Source organism: Bradyrhizobium sp. Leo170 (assembly GCF_004296405.1).
GTDB lineage: Bacteria > Pseudomonadota > Alphaproteobacteria > Rhizobiales > Xanthobacteraceae > Bradyrhizobium.
The window spans coordinates 1-14,626 of record NZ_PSRR01000224.1 but is presented as its reverse complement, the minus strand read 5'-3'; the positions used below and the strand labels follow the sequence as shown (position 1 = coordinate 14,626).

The window sequence follows — 14,626 nt, the reverse complement described above, 5'->3', positions numbered from 1 at the left end:
CGGCCAGCGCCTCGCGCGCCGCCTTCAGCACCGCGGCTCGCGCGCAACCGCCGCCGATCCAGCCCGCGACGATGGTGCCGTCAGGCGCGATGATCGCCTTCGCGCCGGCCTTCGCCGCCGTCACCGAGACCGTACGCACCACGGTCGCGAGCACAAAGGCCCGCTCGGCCGATTTCATCTGCGCGACCAGGTCCATGACTTCGACATGAGCAGTCATCGGAAATCTCCTCTAGAGCTTCGCCAGATAGGGCTCGAGCGCGCGCAGGCTCTGCAGCGTATTGGCGGGCGCATAGAGATCGACATGCGGCAGCGCCGCCTTGATGCCGAGCGCCTCCGGCGCATAACCCTCCCAGGCCATCATCGGGTTGAGCCAAACGATGCGGCGGCAGCGCCGTGCAAGCGCGGCCATCTCGCGGCCGAGCAGCGCCGCATCGCCGGTCTCATAGCCGTCGGACACGATCATCACGCAACTGCGCGAATGGATGACGCGCGCGGCATGCCAGCGGTTGAACGTCTGCAGGCTCTCGCCGATCCTTGTGCCGCCGCCCGCGCCCTGCGCCATGATCGAGAGCCGGTCGAGCGCGCGGCCAGCGTCCTTCTCCTTCATGGCGTCGGAGACGTAAGCGAGACGGGTATGAAACAGGAACGCCTCGGCCTCGCGGAATTCGTCGAGCACGCCGTGGATGAAACGCAGGAATACGCTGGTGTACATGCTCATCGAGCCCGACGCATCCAGCAGCACGATCAGCCGCAATGGCTTGTCCTTGCGCTGCCGCTTCACCAGGCTGATCGGCACCCCCCCATGGCTGATGTTGCGGTGGATGGTGCGGCGGAGATCGAGCCGGTAGCCGCGCCGCCGCGCGAGGTCCCGTCGCGTCAATCGCGTGCGCATGACCTTCGCGAGTTGCGCTGCAGCCTCGTGGGCCTGGGCGACCTGTTCGGGATCGGCGAGCTTGCGGAAATCGACCTCGGCGAGATTTTCCGCGCGCGAGGCGCCTTCCATCCGTCCCTCGCCGCTCTGCCCCTCGGGCGCATCGTCGGACGACGGCACTTGGTCGGTCACCGACTGGCCGCTCGGTTCAGTCTGGCTATCCTGCAGGCGCTTGAGCGACGGGCTGTTCGCCGCCTGCCCCGACGCCATCGTCCGCGACCGCGAGCGCACGCGCCTGCCGAGCCAGAACGCATCGAACAGCCCGTCAAACTTCTCCCAATCCGACTTCCGCGCCGAGAACAGATGCTTGAACGCCGACCGCAACAATCCGGGCCGCGCCGCATAGCCTTCGGCCATCAGCGCCGCTGCATCGCGGCCCTCGGCAAGGCCGATGCGAAAGCCATTGTCGCGCAGCGTCCGGAGGAAGACGGCGAGCCGTCCGGAGACGAGGCGCGAGACCTCGTCGATCTCCTCGAAGCCCGGATTGGTGCCACAGCAGCTCATGCGACCTTCCCCAACAGCCGCCGCGTCACTTCCGGCGTGAAGCGGGCGCGATCCTCATGAGTCTTGAGCAGGCAGATCAACGTCTCATGCACCGTCTCGGGCGCATCGTTGAGATCGCGAATATCGAGGCCAACCAGCGCGGCAGCCCAGTCCAGCGTCTCGGCGACGCCGGGGACCTTGCGCAGATCCTCCTTGCGGATCGCCTGCACCATGCGCGCGATCTGCAGCGACAGCGACGGGCTCGCGTTCGTAATCCGTGCCAGGATGATGCGCGTCTCGCGATCGACATCGGGATAGTCGACGTAATGGTACAGACAGCGTCGCCGCAATGCATCCGAAAGCTCGCGCGTGCCGTTGGACGTCAGCACGACATGCGGGATGGTGATGGCAGAGACAGTGCCGAGCTCAGGGATCGAGACCTGGAAGTCCGACAGCAGTTCGAGCAGGAACGCCTCGAACTCGTCATCGGCGCGATCGATCTCGTCGATCAGCAGCACCGGCGCCTGCGCGCGGCGGATCGCGGCGAGCAGCGGCCGTTCGAGAAGATACTTCTCGGAGAAGATCCGATCCTCGACCGCGTCGGCGTCCTCGCCATGATGCGCCTGGATCGCCAAGAGCTGCCGCTGGTAGTTCCATTCGTAGAGCGCGGCCGACTGGTCGAGCCCCTCATAGCATTGCAAGCGAATCAGCTCGGTCGAATACGCCTGCGCCAGCGCTTTCGCGACCTCGGTCTTGCCGACGCCCGCCTCGCCCTCGAGCAGCAACGGACGCCGCAGCAATTGCATCAGCGAGATCGCGGTCGCAAGCTCCGCATCGGCGATGTAACCCGATGCGGCCAGCGCTTGCGCGATCTCCTCACGTCCCTTCATCTAGGCGACCGCTCCGAGATTCTTTGCCGCCTTCCAGTTGCGCCAGAAATCGTGCGGCATCTGGATGTGGGTCGAGCCCAGGAACGAGAAGGCGTCGTTGACAGCGTTGGAGAATGCTGGCACGCCGCCAACATTCGGGCTCTCGCCGACGCCCTTGGCGCCGATCGGATGATGCGGCGACGGCGTCACCGTGAAGTCGGTCTCCCAGTGCGGGGTCTCGACCGCGGTCGGCATGAAGAAGTCCATGAACGAGCCGGTCACGACATTGCCGGTGTCGTCGTAGCGGATCTCCTGGCCCATCGCGATCGCAAAGGCTTCGGTGAGCCCGCCATGCACCTGGCCCTCGATGATCATCGGGTTGATGCGCGTGCCGCAATCGTCGAGCGCATAGAAGCGCCGGACCTTGTACACGCCGGTGTCGACGTCGATGTCCATCACGCAGAGGTAGGCGCCGAACGGATAGGTCATGTTGGGCGGATCGTAGTAGCTCACCGCTTCCAGCCCCGGCTCCATGCCGGGCGGGACGGAGTTGTAGGCCGCCCAGCAGATGTCCTTCATCGACATGAACTTCTCCGGCAGGCCCTTGACGCGGAAGCCGTCGATATCGAACTCGAGATCGTCCTCGTGGACTTCGAGCTTGTAGGCGGCGATCATCTGCGCCTTCGCCTTGATCTTGCGCGCCGCCATTGCGATCGCGGCGCCCGCAACCGGCGTCGAGCGGGAGCCGTAGGTGCCGAGCCCGTAAGGCGCGGTGTCGGTGTTGCCCTCCTCGACCTGGATGTTGTCGGCGGGAATGCCGATCTCGGTGGCGATGATCTGGGCCCAGGTGGTCTCGTGGCCCTGGCCCTGGCTCTTGGTGCCCATGCGCGCGATGCCCGCGCCGGTCGGATGCATGCGGATCTCGCAGGAATCGAACATCGCGATCCCCAGGATGTCGCAATTCTTCGACGGGCCGGCGCCGACGATCTCGGTGAAGAAGGACACGCCGAGCCCCATGATCTCGCGGGTCTCGCCGCGCTTGAACGCCGCGCGCCTCGAAGCCTGCTCCTTGCGGAGCGCGGCGTAGTCAGTCGTCTCCATCATCTTGCGCATGGCGGTGTGATAGTCGCCGGAATCGTACTCCCAGCCGAGCGCCGAGTGATACGGGAACTGCTCCGGCTTGATGAAGTTCTTCAGCCGCAGCTCCGCCGGATCCATCCCGAGCTTTTGCGCCAGGATGTCCATCGCGCGCTCAATGCAATAGGCCGCTTCCGTGACCCGGAAAGAGCAACGATAGGCGACACCGCCCGGCGCCTTGTTGGTGTAGACGCCGTCAACAACGAGATGCGCAGTCGGGAAGTCGTAGGAGCCGGTGACGATGTTGAAGAACCCCGCCGGCCATTTCGACGGATCGGCGCAGGCATCGAAGGCGCCGTGGTCGGCGAGCACATGGACGCGAAGGCCGGTGACCTTGCCCTCCTTCGTCGCGGCGACCTCGGTCGTCATGTGGTAGTCGCGCGCAAAGGAGGTTGCGGTCAGGTTCTCGATTCGATCCTCGACCCACTTCACTGGTTTGCCGGTGACGATGGAAGCGACCGCCGCGCAGATGTAACCCGGGTAGGCACCGACCTTGTTGCCGAAGCCGCCGCCGATGTCGGGCGCGATCACGTGGATCTTCTGCTCCGGCAGTTTGGCGATCAGCGACACCACGGTGCGGATCACGTGCGGCGCCTGGAAGGTGCCCCAGATCGTCAGCTCGCCCTTGACCTTGTCGAAGGAGCAGACGCACTGGCAGGTCTCGAGCGGCGACGGATGGGTGCGATGATAGGAGATCATCTCCTTGATCGTGACCTCGGCCTTGCGGAACGCCGCATCGGTCAGGTCCTTGTCGCCGACGGTCCACTCGAAGATGTGGTTGTGGTGCTTGCGCGGCCCATGCGCCCCGGTGGTCTTGTCGGCGAGATCCTCGCGCAGCACCGGCGCATTATGGTCCATCGCCTTGAACGGATCGATCAGCGGCGGCAGCGGCTCGTATTCGACCTCGACCTTGTTGATGCCGTCATCGGCGGCGTAGCGGTCGGTGGCAACCACGAACGCCACCTCCTGGTTCTGGAACAGCACCTTGCCATCGGCCAGCACCATCTGCACGTCGCCGGCGAGCGTCGGCATCCAGGCGAGGTTGACGGTCTTCAGCGTCTCGGCGGTGATCACCGCCAGCACGCCCGGCACCTTCAGCGCCTCGTCGGCCTTGATCGCCTTGACGCGCGCATGCGCATGCGGCGAGCGGACGAAATCGCCATGCAGCATACCCGGCAGCTTGACGTCATCGACATAGTTGCCCTTGCCTTGCGTGAAGCGGATGTCCTCGACGCGCTTGCGCTTGCAGCCCATGCCTTCGAGTGCGGCGGTGCGTTGTTCCCGCGTGGGAGTCATGTCGTTCATTCCGCGGCCTCCTTGAATTCGACATTGTTGAGCTTGGCGGCGGCGTATTGGATCGCCCTGATGATGTTCTGGTACCCGGTGCAGCGGCAGAGATTGCCAGACATGCCCATCCGGATGTCCTGCTCGGTCGGCGACGGATTCTCCTGCAGCAGCCGATGCGCGCGCATGATCATGCCGGGCGTGCAGAAGCCGCATTGCAGGCCGTGCATCATCCGAAAGCCTTCCTGCAGCGCCGAGAGCGAGCCATCGGGATTGGCCATGCCTTCGATAGTCGTGATCTCGGACCCATCGGCCTGCACGGCGAACACCGTGCAGCTCTTCACCGACATGCCGTCGAGATCGACGGTGCAGGCGCCGCAATGGGTGGTCTCGCAGCCGACATGGGTGCCGGTGAGCTGCAGGTTCTCGCGGATGAAGTGCACGAGCAGCGTGCGCGGCTCGACCAGGCCTTCGACCTCCGCGCCGTCGACCTTCATGGTCACATGTGTCTTTGCCATCTGTTCTCTCCCTCTACACCGCGCGGCCAGCGGCGCGCTGCAGCGCTCGCATCACCATGATGCCGCCAACATGCTTGCGGTATTCGACCGGACCTCGGGTATCCGCCGCCGGCGCCATGATCGCTTCCGCGGCGGCCGCGGCTTGCTTCAGGGTGGCCGCGTCGAGACTGGTGCCAATGACGGCATTGGCGGCGTCGGTCGCGAGCAGCGGCGTCTCATGCAAATTGGTCAGCCCGATCGCGCAGGTCGCGACCTTGCCGCCCGCCATGGTCAGCACGACGGCCGCGGCGGCGGTGGCGTAATCGCCGACCTTGCGCTTCAGCTTCTCGTAGGCGTAGCCGTGACCGGCCGGCGGCACCGGAATCGAGATCGACGTCAGGATTTCGCCGGGCTCGAGCGCGGTGAAATAGGCGCCCTGGTAGAATTCGCTCGCCGCGACCTCACGCTCACCGCCTGGTCCGCTGAGCCGGAAATTCGCGCCAAGCACCATCATCAGCGCCGGCATGTCGTTGCCGGGATCGCCATTGGCGACATTGCCGCCGATAGTCCCGCGGTAGCGCACCTGGGGATCGGCGATCAGGGCCGCGGCCTCCTGCAGAATCGGCAAGCTTTGCCGGATCTCCCCGGAGACCAACAGCTCGTGCTGAGTGGTCATCGCACCAATCACGATCGTGCTGCCATAGTGGCGGATGCCCTTGAGATCGGCGACATCGTGAAGGTCGACCAGATGAGCTGGTGTGGCGAGCCGCAGCTTCATCATCGGCACCAGGCTGTGTCCGCCCGCCAGCGGCCGGGCGTCATCGCCCAGATCGGCCAGCAATTTGACCGCGTCGGCCAGGCTTGCCGGCCGGTGATAGCTGAAAGGTCCCGGAATCATCGTTTCCTCCAATCGTCCTTTGGCGCCGGTCGGGCGCGTGGACGTTGGCGGGACGGTCTCTCCGGTTTTTCCCGACCGCAATCGCTCGGGCACGGAATGGGGTTTTTCGCACGAAATGCGGATGGCGAGACACGAATTGCGTCAACCGCCGCGACCCTATTTGCGGGAGCCGGGCCTAGGCATGGCGACGGCTGAGACCGAGTCGCGCCTTGACCTCGGCGATCTTGGCGCGGCTGACGGGGACGCGATGCGGCGACGAGCCGCCGAGCTCGATGATCGCGCCATCGCCCTCCCTGCGAACGAACGCCACATGCGGGATCGCGACGATGTGGCTGCGATGCACCCGCATGAACAGCGCGGGATCGAGCTGCGCCTCGGCCTCGGAGATCGACCACGGACACATCCGTTCCCGGGTCCCGTCATGGACCCGGGTATAATGAGCATCGGCCCGGACGCTGCGCACATCCGCGATATCTATAAAGTGTGTGCCGTCGGCGCCTTCCACTGGCAGCCGCGGCGCGGGCGCCGGACGGGGCGGCCGGCCGACACCGCAGAGCGGTGCCATGCTCATTCGCGGTGCAGCAACGGCCGCGACCGGTTCAGGCACAAGCACATCGGCCGGGGGCGCCAGATCGCCAGCCATGGCCGGAACCAGATTCTGCCGTCGCGGCTCGGGCACCAGCGACAGCAGGAAGCCAGCCGCGATCACGAAGCAGAGCACGGCAACGATGATAGAAAGGATTTGTTGCGACGCAGCAAGCCCGCCGCCGAGATGCTGATGCACTCCCGCCGCAAGCGGCACGAAGTGCATCCCGGCCATCGCCGTGTAGTGCATGCCGGAAACCGCGACTCCGAAGATGATCGAAGTGACGACCAAGCGAAAGCCCTCCTGCTGTGCCAGGAAGGCACGCAGGCCGCCATAGGCCGTCACCATCGCAACGATCACCGACAGCAGGACGAACACGTCGTCATGTTCGATCGCGAAATGACCGGACAGGCCGTGGATGCCGACATAATGCATGCTGGCAATACCGGCGCCGAGCAAAACGGCGGACGAGACCACGCGCTTGAGCGAAGGCTCGCCGATGCTGACGAAGAACAGGGAGATGCCGACCACCAGCGCGCAGATCAGAAACGAGATGATCGTAGGCAGGACCAGATAGACGGTGTCGGGCGGCAGCGGCGCGGCCAGCATGCCGACGAAATGCATGGTCCAGATGCCGACAGCCAGAAACGCGGCGGCGCCCGCGAGCAGGATGCGGTTGCTGCCGCCCGGCGTGCCGCGAATCCGCGCCGCCAGGCTGAAGCCCGTATATCCACCCAGGATCGCGATCGCCACCGACAGCGCGACGAGATAGGGATCGTGTCCTTCGAACATGATCGTCTCGGCCGCCCGTCTCCACGGGCTGGCCCCTCCCTAGCCTCCCTACATAACCGGACAGTTAGAGACAGTCCACCGCTGCGGGGGCGCCTTGTTCCCTTCGCAAATGCGATGTTATCTCGAAAAGCTTGTGGTTGCGCGTCCACGTTCAATTGCGAAAGACATCGTCACGAACATTGTCATCTGGTAACCAAGTAACAGTTGGCCGCACACAAGGAGACGAACCCATGGAAAAGGTCGCGCCGTTCGGAGCCGCCATCCTCATCCTGCTTCTGACTACTCCGCCGGGCCACGCCGGCCCCTGCGAGGATTCGATCGTGCGCGTTCAAGCCCAGGCCGATGCCGCCATCGAGAAGCGCGCCGGCGCCGGAGGTTGGCAGAAGGAGAGTCTCGACGCGACGCGCAACTACCAGCCGACGCCGCGATCGATCGCGGCCTCAGAAGGCAAATATGGGCGGCGTCTGCAACGTGTGCTCAATGCGCTCGACCTTGCGCGTGCCGCCGATCGCGCAGGGGATGTGGCGCAATGCAATGCGCAACTCGACAAGGCAACGCGCGCGCTCGCGGCGGCGCGATGAGCGGTCACACGCGGCCGCACGTCGCGCGGAGGCCTAGCCGTTAACGGAGTGCGCGTTTCGCCACTGAGCCGGCGTGCTTCCCGCGATCCGCTTGAACACGGTAGTGAAATGAGCCTGGGTCTGGAATCCGACACTCAGGGCGACCTCGACGATCGTCATCGTCGTGTGCCGAAGCAGTTCGTCGGCCCGGCGGATGCGCTGTCGCAGCAGATATTCGTGCGGCCGAAGGCCGGTCGCGATCCGGAATTGCGAAGCGAAATGCATCCGGCTCAATCCCGCGACGACCCAGATCCGAGAGCGTGATCTTCTTCGACAGATGGCTGTCGACATATTCGCCGACACGCTTCAGCCGCCATTTCTGCAATCCCCCGACCGTTCGCTCGGCAGGAACAGTGGTGACAGCTCGATCATCGATGGCTGAGCTGTTCTCGGCCTGCAGGCCAAGCAACCTGATGGCCACGGCGAGCCGCAGCGCATCGGCGCGAATTCCGGCATGACGGTCATAGGCCTGCCCGGTGTCCGCGAGCGCATCCGACAGGCATTTGATGACGGGATCCTTGAGCCGTTCGATCGCAGCCTTGTGCTGGAAGACATCGAGGCTGCTGGCGGCGTTCAGCAGCGCGTCGCGCTCAGCGGCATTCCCCTCCGCATGACCTTGCGCTGCGATCGCGAGCACGAGGTGCAGGCGTTCAAAGGCAAGCGCCATCCTGTCATCGACGATAGGTCGGCCGGGCAGCAGCACTGCGGCCTGCGTCGGCTTATCCAAACGGTCGGTTGCAACCGTCTTACGGCGATATGGTGTTTCGTAGACAGTCGCGTGAACCGGCAGATCATCGTTGAAGTGAACGTTGTCATCTCGTCGAAGCTGAATCTGCGGCATGGTACCATCTCTCTGTCGCCATGGTGACCGTACGCCGGAAGGCCCCTTCAAGTTACCAATCGAGAGATCACTCTTCGTTGAGCGTCTCTCCTCGGAGCGGCCGCATTCCGACTTGTGCCTTGGAGAATATCTAGCACCGCCGCGCGCTCCATTCTACGGGCGTTTTCACCTACGTATATTGTGGGCTTAGGACATCATACCTTGGTATCTGCTGCGTGCGTTCGGCGGGTGGGGCGTGCGTTCTTGAAATACCGTCGCGGAAGGCGGGAAGTAACTTTTCAGAGAGCTTAACCTCCGGAGAGCCGTCCTATGACAGGTCTGCTTCGGTCGACGCGAAACCAGCTTTCGCGCACGTCCGGACGACGATCCTTAATCGCCGCACTCGCTGCTTGCACTTCGCTGTGGCTCGCCGTCGAATCGATGTCGTCAGAACCTGCAAGCGCGCAGGCAGCGACGCCTGGCGTGCAGCCAGTTCCGAACCTCACCTCGCCGCTCGGTTCGGGAACGGGCTCCGCGATCCGGCCGGCAGGCATTCCGCTGGGATCGACGGAACTTGCAATACCCGGCACGAGTCCGGTGATGCCGCAATCCGGCGCCGCCATGAGTTTCGGAAACGAAAACTGTTTCATCGCCAGCAAACCGGGAGCGATTTTCGATGGCGGAGGGCTGTCGGGACATTCATCGGCCGGCTGCGCTGCGCGCGGCACGACGAGCATCGTGCGTCCCATGATTTCGACATCGTCATCCGTGGGGCCGATCGGAACTCGCTCGGACTCGATTCCCTTGGGCTCGACTGAATTGGGCAGTGCAGGTCTCAGTCCGGCGCTGTCGCTCCCATTACCTGCGTCATCGCCGATAGGCTCTTCGCCTCCGACCGAGGCGATGCGTTGCCCGACCGATGGCGCGACAACCACGACAACGGCGCCGGGCGGCTGTTGAGACAAACACATTTGCGAGGCATACCGTGAAGCGAAAGATCGCGATCGCCGTAGCCGTTCTGCTCGTGGTGCTGGCGGGCGGCGGATTCTGGTACTTCAAGCGCTCGCTGACGTCGGAGCAAGCCGCCGCAGTGCCGGAGCCGGCGCCGATCCCGGTGGTCGCGACGACCGTCACCAGCGGTAATGTCCCGATCTTTCTGACCGGCGTCGGCACGGTGATTGCCTACAATACCGACCTGGTGCGCAGCCAAATCCAGGGACAGATCACACAAATCACCTTCGTCGAAGGACAAACCGTCAAGGCCGGCGATCTATTGGCGCAAATCGATCCGCGGCCTTATCAGGCGGAGATCGAGCAACTGACAGCGAACCTCGCGCGCGACAATGCGCAGCTTGAGAATGCGCAGGCCAATCTGTCGCGCTACACCCAGCTCGGCAACAAGGGCTATGCCACCCCGCAACTGATCCAGACCCAGCAGGCGCAGGTGGCGCAGTTGCAAAGCGCGGTGAAGGCGGATCAGGCCCAGATCGACGAGGCCAAGATCCAACTCAGCTACACGCGCTTGACGTCGCCGATTCCCGGCGTGACCGGCGTGCGCCAGATCGACGTCGGCAACATCATTCATCCGACCGATCCGAACGGCCTCGTGGTCGTCACCCAGATCGAACCGATTTCACTGATCTTCACGCTCCCGGAAAGCTATCTGCCGCGAATTCAAGAGGAGATGGCCAAGGGTCCGCTGAAGGTGATCGCCTACAGCCAGGACAACAAGATCAAGCTCGACGAAGGCAAGCTGCTCCTGGTCGACAACGAGATCGTGCAGACGACCGGCAGCATCCAGCTCAAGGCCGAATTTCCAAATGCCGCGCATCGGCTCTGGCCCGGCCAGCTCGTCAATGTCAACCTGCTGCTTGAAACCCGAAAGGATGGTCTGACGATCGCCGCTTCCGCGGTCCAGCAAGGCCAGAACGGCTCCTATGTCTACGTGGTGACGCCGGATAAGACCGCCCTGTTGCGTTCCGTGAAAGTCGGACAGATCAGCCAGGGGCAGGCACTGATCGATGACGGACTGAAGGCCAATGAGACCGTCGTGGTCGATGGTCAATACAGATTGCAGCAGGGCAGCCGCGTCAAGGAATTGCATGGCAAGGCCGCAACGGAAGCCGATCTGCAAAGCTCGGTGCAGAAGGCCATTCCATGAACCTGTCGGCGCCTTTCATCGCCCGGCCGATCGCGACCATCCTGCTGATGGCCGGGCTGTTGCTGTGCGGGCTTGCCGCCTATCCGCTGCTGCCGGTCGGCGCACTGCCGAATGTCAACTACCCGACGATCCAGATCTCAGCGCAATTGCCCGGCGCCGATCCGCAAACCATCGCATCGTCCGTCGCGACGCCGCTCGAGCAGCAACTGAGCCAGATCCCCGGCGTGACGCAACTGACGTCGTCGAGCGCGCTCGGTGTGGCCCAGGTCGTCGTGCAATTCGAACTCTCGCGCACGGTCGACAGCGCCGCCGTCGACGTGCTCTCGGCGATCAATGCCGCGAGCCCCTATCTGCCGCAGAACATCCCCTACCCACCGACGATCCGGAAGGTGAACCCGGCCGAGACGCCGATCATGCTGATCGCGCTGACTTCGGACTCGCTGCCGATGACCACGGTGGATGCCTATGCCGAGAACATCCTGCTGCCGAAGATCTCGCAGATTCCCGGCGTCGGCCTGGTCGGCATCGGCGGTCAGCAGAAACCCGCCATCCGCATCCAGGTCAACCCGCAGGCGCTCGCCGCAAGGGGAATCAGCCTCGAGGACGTCCGCACCGTCATCGCCGGCGCCAACGTCGATCTGCCGAAGGGCACGCTCAACAGCCCGCGCGTGACCTACACGCTCAACACCAACGATCAGTTGCTCAACCCCGCCGCCTATGACGAGTTGATCATCGCCTATCGCAACGGCTCTCCGGTGCGGATCCGCGATATCGGCAAGGCGATCGAGGCTCCCGAGAACGACCTGCTGGCCGGGTGGTATGACAAGCAGCCGGCGATCATCCTCGCGGTTCAGCGCGTGCCCGGCGCCAATGTCATCGAGACCGTGGACCGCATCAAGAAGCTATTGCCCACGCTTCAGGCATCCATTCCGCCAGCGATCAAGGTGACGATCGCGGCCGATCGCACTACCACCATCCGCGCCGCCGTCGCCGACGTCCAGTTCACGCTGATGCTGACGGTAGCTCTGGTGGTGATGGTGATCTTCCTGTTCCTGCGAAATCTGTGGGCGACGGTGATTCCGGCGGTGACCGTTCCGTTATCGCTGATCGGCACCTTTGCTGCGCTTTACGTGCTCGGCTACAGCCTCGACAATTTGTCGCTGATGGCGCTGTCGATCGCGGTCGGTTTCGTTGTCGACGATGCCGTCGTCGTCATCGAGAACATCGTGCGCCACCTCGAGAAAGGCCTCACCCCGATGCAGGCTGCGCTCAAGGGCTCGGCCGAGATCGGATTCACGATCGTCTCCATCACGCTGTCGCTGATCGCAGTGTTCATCCCGCTGTTCCTGATGGGCGGCTATGTCGGCAAGCTGTTCCAGGAATTCGCGATCACGATCACCGCCTCACTGATACTGTCGCTCGTAATCTCGCTGACGCTGACGCCGATGATGTGCTCGCGGCTCTTGAAGGACGACAGCCACAAGAAGCATGGCAGGATCTATCTTGCCTTCGAGTGGGGCTTCGATTCCCTGCTCGCGCTTTATGCCCGCGGCCTGAAGGTGGTGCTGCGCCATCGCTTCGTTACGTTGATGGTGATGCTGAGCACGATCGCACTCACCGGATATCTCTACGTCATCATTCCGAAAGGCTTCTTCCCGCAGGAAGACACCGGCCAGATCGTCGGCATCACCGAAGCCGCACAGGATATCTCGTTCCCGGCGATGTCCGAGCGCCAGCAGGTGCTGGTCGACACGCTGCTGAAGGACCCCGCGATCGATTCGGTGGCGAGCTATATCGGGCCGGGCGGGCCGACCGCGACGCTCAATCAGGGCCGCATCTTCATCATGCTGAAGCCCAAGCCACAGCGCAAGGCGAGCGCGGACGAGATCATCAACCGCCTGAGGTCGCAGCTCGCCCACATCCAGGGCATCACCCTCTACATGCAGGCCGCGCAGGACATCACGATCGGCGCGCGGCTGTCGAAGACCCAGTATCAGTACACGTTGACCGACGCGGATTCGAACGAGCTGACGCATTGGTCGGCCATCTTCCTCGAACGGATCAGGAGCCTGCCCTTCGTCACCGACGTCGCCAGCGATCAGGCCAACGCCGGGCCGATGCTGGATGTCACCGTCAATCGCGAAGTGGCGTCGAGCTTCGGCATTCTCCCCTCCACCATCGACAACACGCTGGATGACGCTTTCGGCCAGCGCATCGTCTCGACCATGTTCACTGCGCTGAACCAGTATCACGTTGTGATGGAGGTCTATCCGAGCTTCCAGTACGGGCCCGAGGCACTGAAAGACATCTACGTGAATTCCGCCAGCGGCCAGCAGGTCCCGCTCAGCCAGCTCGTCAAGAGCGAGATCAAGCCGGCGCCGATCCTCGTCAACCATCAGAGCATGTTCCCGTCGGTCACCATCTCTTTCAACCTGAAGCCCGGCGCGTCGCTGGGCGAGGCGGTAAGCGGCATTCAGAACATCGAAAAGGAAACCAGCAAGCCGGCGTCGCTCGCGACGTCGTTCCAAGGAAACGCCCAGGCCTTCCAGTCGTCGCTGTCGGGCACCCCGCTCCTGATCGGCGTGGCGCTGATCGTCATCTACATCATTCTCGGCGTGCTTTATGAGAGCTTCATCCATCCGATCACGATCCTGTCGACATTGCCTTCGGCAGGCATCGGTGCGTTGCTGCTGCTGATGGCGGTGCGCATGGATCTCACTGTCATCGCCATCATCGGCATCATCCTCCTGATCGGCATCGTCAAGAAGAACGGCATCATGCTGGTCGACTTCGCGCTCGAGGTCGAGCGCAACGAGGGCTTGAGCCCGGAAGAGGCGATCTATCGGGCCTGCACCATGAGGTTCCGGCCGATCCTGATGACGACCATGGCGGCGCTGCTCGGCGGCGTGCCGCTGATGGTTGGAACCGGCACCGGGTCGGAGCTGCGCCAGCCGCTCGGCTACACCATCGTCGGCGGCCTGATGCTGTCGCAGGTGCTGACCCTGTACACGACCCCAGTGGTCTACCTCTATCTCGACAGGCTGGGCCAATGGCTCGGCAACACCGGCAAGCGGCACGCCAAGAAGGTGGTTGCGGCGGCAGCAGAATAAGGAAGCGGATATGGATGCACGTGAACTATTGAAGCTCGACATGACCGCGGAGACGATGATCATCGTGACGCCGGAACTGACGGTTGGACATTTCGTTCCAGGCATGCCGCGGGTCTATGCGACACCGATGATGATCCTGCACATGGAAATCGCCGCAGGTGCCGCCATCTCAGCGGCGCTGCCGAAGGGATTTGTCAGCGTCGGCATGGAGGTGAACGTCCGCCACCTCGCGGCAACTCCGATCGGCCACACCGTGCGCGCGACCGCCCGCGTCATCGAGCTCGATTCCAGGCACATCCTGTTCGCGGTCGAGGCCTGGAACGAGGAGCGCAAGATCGGCGAAGGCACCCACCGCCGCGGCCTCGTCAACGTCGCAGAATTCGAGAAGCGGTTCGGCGTGAATGAGAATGCCGCCGCGTGACCGCGGCCTCTGTCTCT

The 14,626-nt window shown here is 63.7% G+C and carries 14 protein-coding genes; 5 read left to right on the top strand and 9 right to left on the bottom strand.

The window, feature by feature from the left end; genetic code table 11:
* The 7 genes from CWO89_RS29445 to CWO89_RS29415 all read right to left on the bottom strand — a co-directional run.
* On the bottom strand, nucleotides 1-217 hold a 217-nt coding region (locus CWO89_RS29445; protein WP_130582087.1), incomplete at its 3' end, for an XdhC family protein.
* A 12-nt stretch (nucleotides 218-229) separates the two neighbouring features.
* Nucleotides 230-1,435: a vWA domain-containing protein gene (locus tag CWO89_RS29440; RefSeq protein ID WP_130582086.1), complete on the bottom strand. Its 1,206-nt coding sequence runs from the start codon at nucleotides 1,433-1,435 to the stop codon at nucleotides 230-232.
* Nucleotides 1,432-2,304, bottom strand: a complete 873-nt coding sequence (locus CWO89_RS29435) for an AAA family ATPase (RefSeq protein ID WP_130582085.1) — start codon at nucleotides 2,302-2,304, stop codon at nucleotides 1,432-1,434. The genes CWO89_RS29440 and CWO89_RS29435 overlap by 4 nt, the downstream gene beginning before the upstream one ends.
* Nucleotides 2,305-4,725 (bottom strand): aerobic carbon-monoxide dehydrogenase large subunit, encoded by a 2,421-nt coding sequence (locus CWO89_RS29430; RefSeq protein WP_130582084.1) that lies wholly within the window; start codon nucleotides 4,723-4,725, stop codon nucleotides 2,305-2,307.
* The gene (locus tag CWO89_RS29425) at nucleotides 4,722-5,222 is read right to left on the bottom strand and encodes a (2Fe-2S)-binding protein (RefSeq protein WP_130582083.1); all 501 of its coding nucleotides are present in this window, start codon (nucleotides 5,220-5,222) and stop codon (nucleotides 4,722-4,724) included. Before CWO89_RS29425 ends, CWO89_RS29430 begins: the two co-directional genes overlap by 4 nt.
* A gap of 13 nt (nucleotides 5,223-5,235) precedes the next feature.
* Nucleotides 5,236-6,099 (bottom strand): FAD binding domain-containing protein, encoded by an 864-nt coding sequence (locus CWO89_RS29420; protein WP_130582082.1) that lies wholly within the window; start codon nucleotides 6,097-6,099, stop codon nucleotides 5,236-5,238.
* A gap of 175 nt (nucleotides 6,100-6,274) precedes the next feature.
* Nucleotides 6,275-7,477, bottom strand: a complete 1,203-nt coding sequence (locus CWO89_RS29415; RefSeq protein WP_130582081.1) for an MHYT domain-containing protein — start codon at nucleotides 7,475-7,477, stop codon at nucleotides 6,275-6,277.
* A 230-nt stretch (nucleotides 7,478-7,707) separates the two neighbouring features.
* Between CWO89_RS29415 and CWO89_RS29410 the strand changes: the two genes are divergently transcribed.
* Complete coding sequence (locus tag CWO89_RS29410; protein ID WP_245476638.1) at nucleotides 7,708-8,058, top strand: hypothetical protein; 351 nt, start codon at nucleotides 7,708-7,710, stop codon at nucleotides 8,056-8,058.
* 33 nt (nucleotides 8,059-8,091) lie between these two features.
* On the opposite strand, the gene CWO89_RS48155 is transcribed toward CWO89_RS29410, so the two are convergent.
* Complete coding sequence (locus tag CWO89_RS48155; protein ID WP_245476637.1) at nucleotides 8,092-8,322, bottom strand: helix-turn-helix transcriptional regulator; 231 nt, start codon at nucleotides 8,320-8,322, stop codon at nucleotides 8,092-8,094.
* Nucleotides 8,323-8,551: 229 nt separating this feature from the next.
* Here CWO89_RS48155 and CWO89_RS48150 point away from each other — a divergent pair, with 229 nt between their 5' ends.
* Complete coding sequence (locus CWO89_RS48150) at nucleotides 8,552-8,965, top strand: hypothetical protein (protein ID WP_245476636.1); 414 nt, start codon at nucleotides 8,552-8,554, stop codon at nucleotides 8,963-8,965.
* Nucleotides 8,966-9,225: 260 nt separating this feature from the next.
* Here the strand turns inward: CWO89_RS48150 and CWO89_RS29400 are convergent, their stop codons facing one another.
* A complete protein-coding gene (locus CWO89_RS29400; RefSeq protein ID WP_130582080.1) occupies nucleotides 9,226-9,882 on the bottom strand; it encodes a hypothetical protein in 657 nt (218 codons plus the stop codon).
* A 20-nt stretch (nucleotides 9,883-9,902) separates the two neighbouring features.
* Between CWO89_RS29400 and CWO89_RS29395 the strand changes: the two genes are divergently transcribed.
* The 3 genes from CWO89_RS29395 to CWO89_RS29385 are packed head-to-tail and all read left to right on the top strand — an operon-like array spanning nucleotide 9,903 to nucleotide 14,609.
* Complete coding sequence (locus tag CWO89_RS29395; protein WP_130582079.1) at nucleotides 9,903-11,078, top strand: efflux RND transporter periplasmic adaptor subunit; 1,176 nt, start codon at nucleotides 9,903-9,905, stop codon at nucleotides 11,076-11,078.
* Entirely contained in the window at nucleotides 11,075-14,188 is a 3,114-nt protein-coding gene (locus tag CWO89_RS29390; RefSeq protein WP_130582078.1) for an efflux RND transporter permease subunit, read from the top strand. Before CWO89_RS29395 ends, CWO89_RS29390 begins: the two co-directional genes overlap by 4 nt.
* Before the next feature lie 10 nt (nucleotides 14,189-14,198).
* Nucleotides 14,199-14,609, top strand: coding sequence for a thioesterase family protein (locus CWO89_RS29385; protein WP_130582077.1), 411 nt, complete (start codon nucleotides 14,199-14,201; stop codon nucleotides 14,607-14,609).
* The last annotated feature ends 17 nt before the right edge of the window (nucleotides 14,610-14,626 follow it).

What these genes read in the sequence shown, in the direction of transcription:
- CWO89_RS29415 (WP_130582081.1), bottom strand. Translation starts at nt 7,477, where the DNA reads ATGTTCGAAGGACACGATCCCTATCTCGTCGCGCTGTCGGTGGCGATC.
- CWO89_RS29425 (WP_130582083.1), bottom strand. Translation starts at nt 5,222, where the DNA reads ATGGCAAAGACACATGTGACCATGAAGGTCGACGGCGCGGAGGTCGAA.
- CWO89_RS48155 (WP_245476637.1), bottom strand. Translation starts at nt 8,322, where the DNA reads ATGCATTTCGCTTCGCAATTCCGGATCGCGACCGGCCTTCGGCCGCAC.
- CWO89_RS29430 (WP_130582084.1), bottom strand. Translation starts at nt 4,725, where the DNA reads ATGAACGACATGACTCCCACGCGGGAACAACGCACCGCCGCACTCGAA.
- CWO89_RS29435 (WP_130582085.1), bottom strand. Translation starts at nt 2,304, where the DNA reads ATGAAGGGACGTGAGGAGATCGCGCAAGCGCTGGCCGCATCGGGTTAC.
- CWO89_RS48150 (WP_245476636.1), top strand. Translation starts at nt 8,552, where the DNA reads ATGACGGTCATAGGCCTGCCCGGTGTCCGCGAGCGCATCCGACAGGCA.
- CWO89_RS29420 (WP_130582082.1), bottom strand. Translation starts at nt 6,099, where the DNA reads ATGATTCCGGGACCTTTCAGCTATCACCGGCCGGCAAGCCTGGCCGAC.
- CWO89_RS29440 (WP_130582086.1), bottom strand. Translation starts at nt 1,435, where the DNA reads ATGAGCTGCTGTGGCACCAATCCGGGCTTCGAGGAGATCGACGAGGTC.
- CWO89_RS29410 (WP_245476638.1), top strand. Translation starts at nt 7,708, where the DNA reads ATGGAAAAGGTCGCGCCGTTCGGAGCCGCCATCCTCATCCTGCTTCTG.
- CWO89_RS29385 (WP_130582077.1), top strand. Translation starts at nt 14,199, where the DNA reads ATGGATGCACGTGAACTATTGAAGCTCGACATGACCGCGGAGACGATG.
- CWO89_RS29390 (WP_130582078.1), top strand. Translation starts at nt 11,075, where the DNA reads ATGAACCTGTCGGCGCCTTTCATCGCCCGGCCGATCGCGACCATCCTG.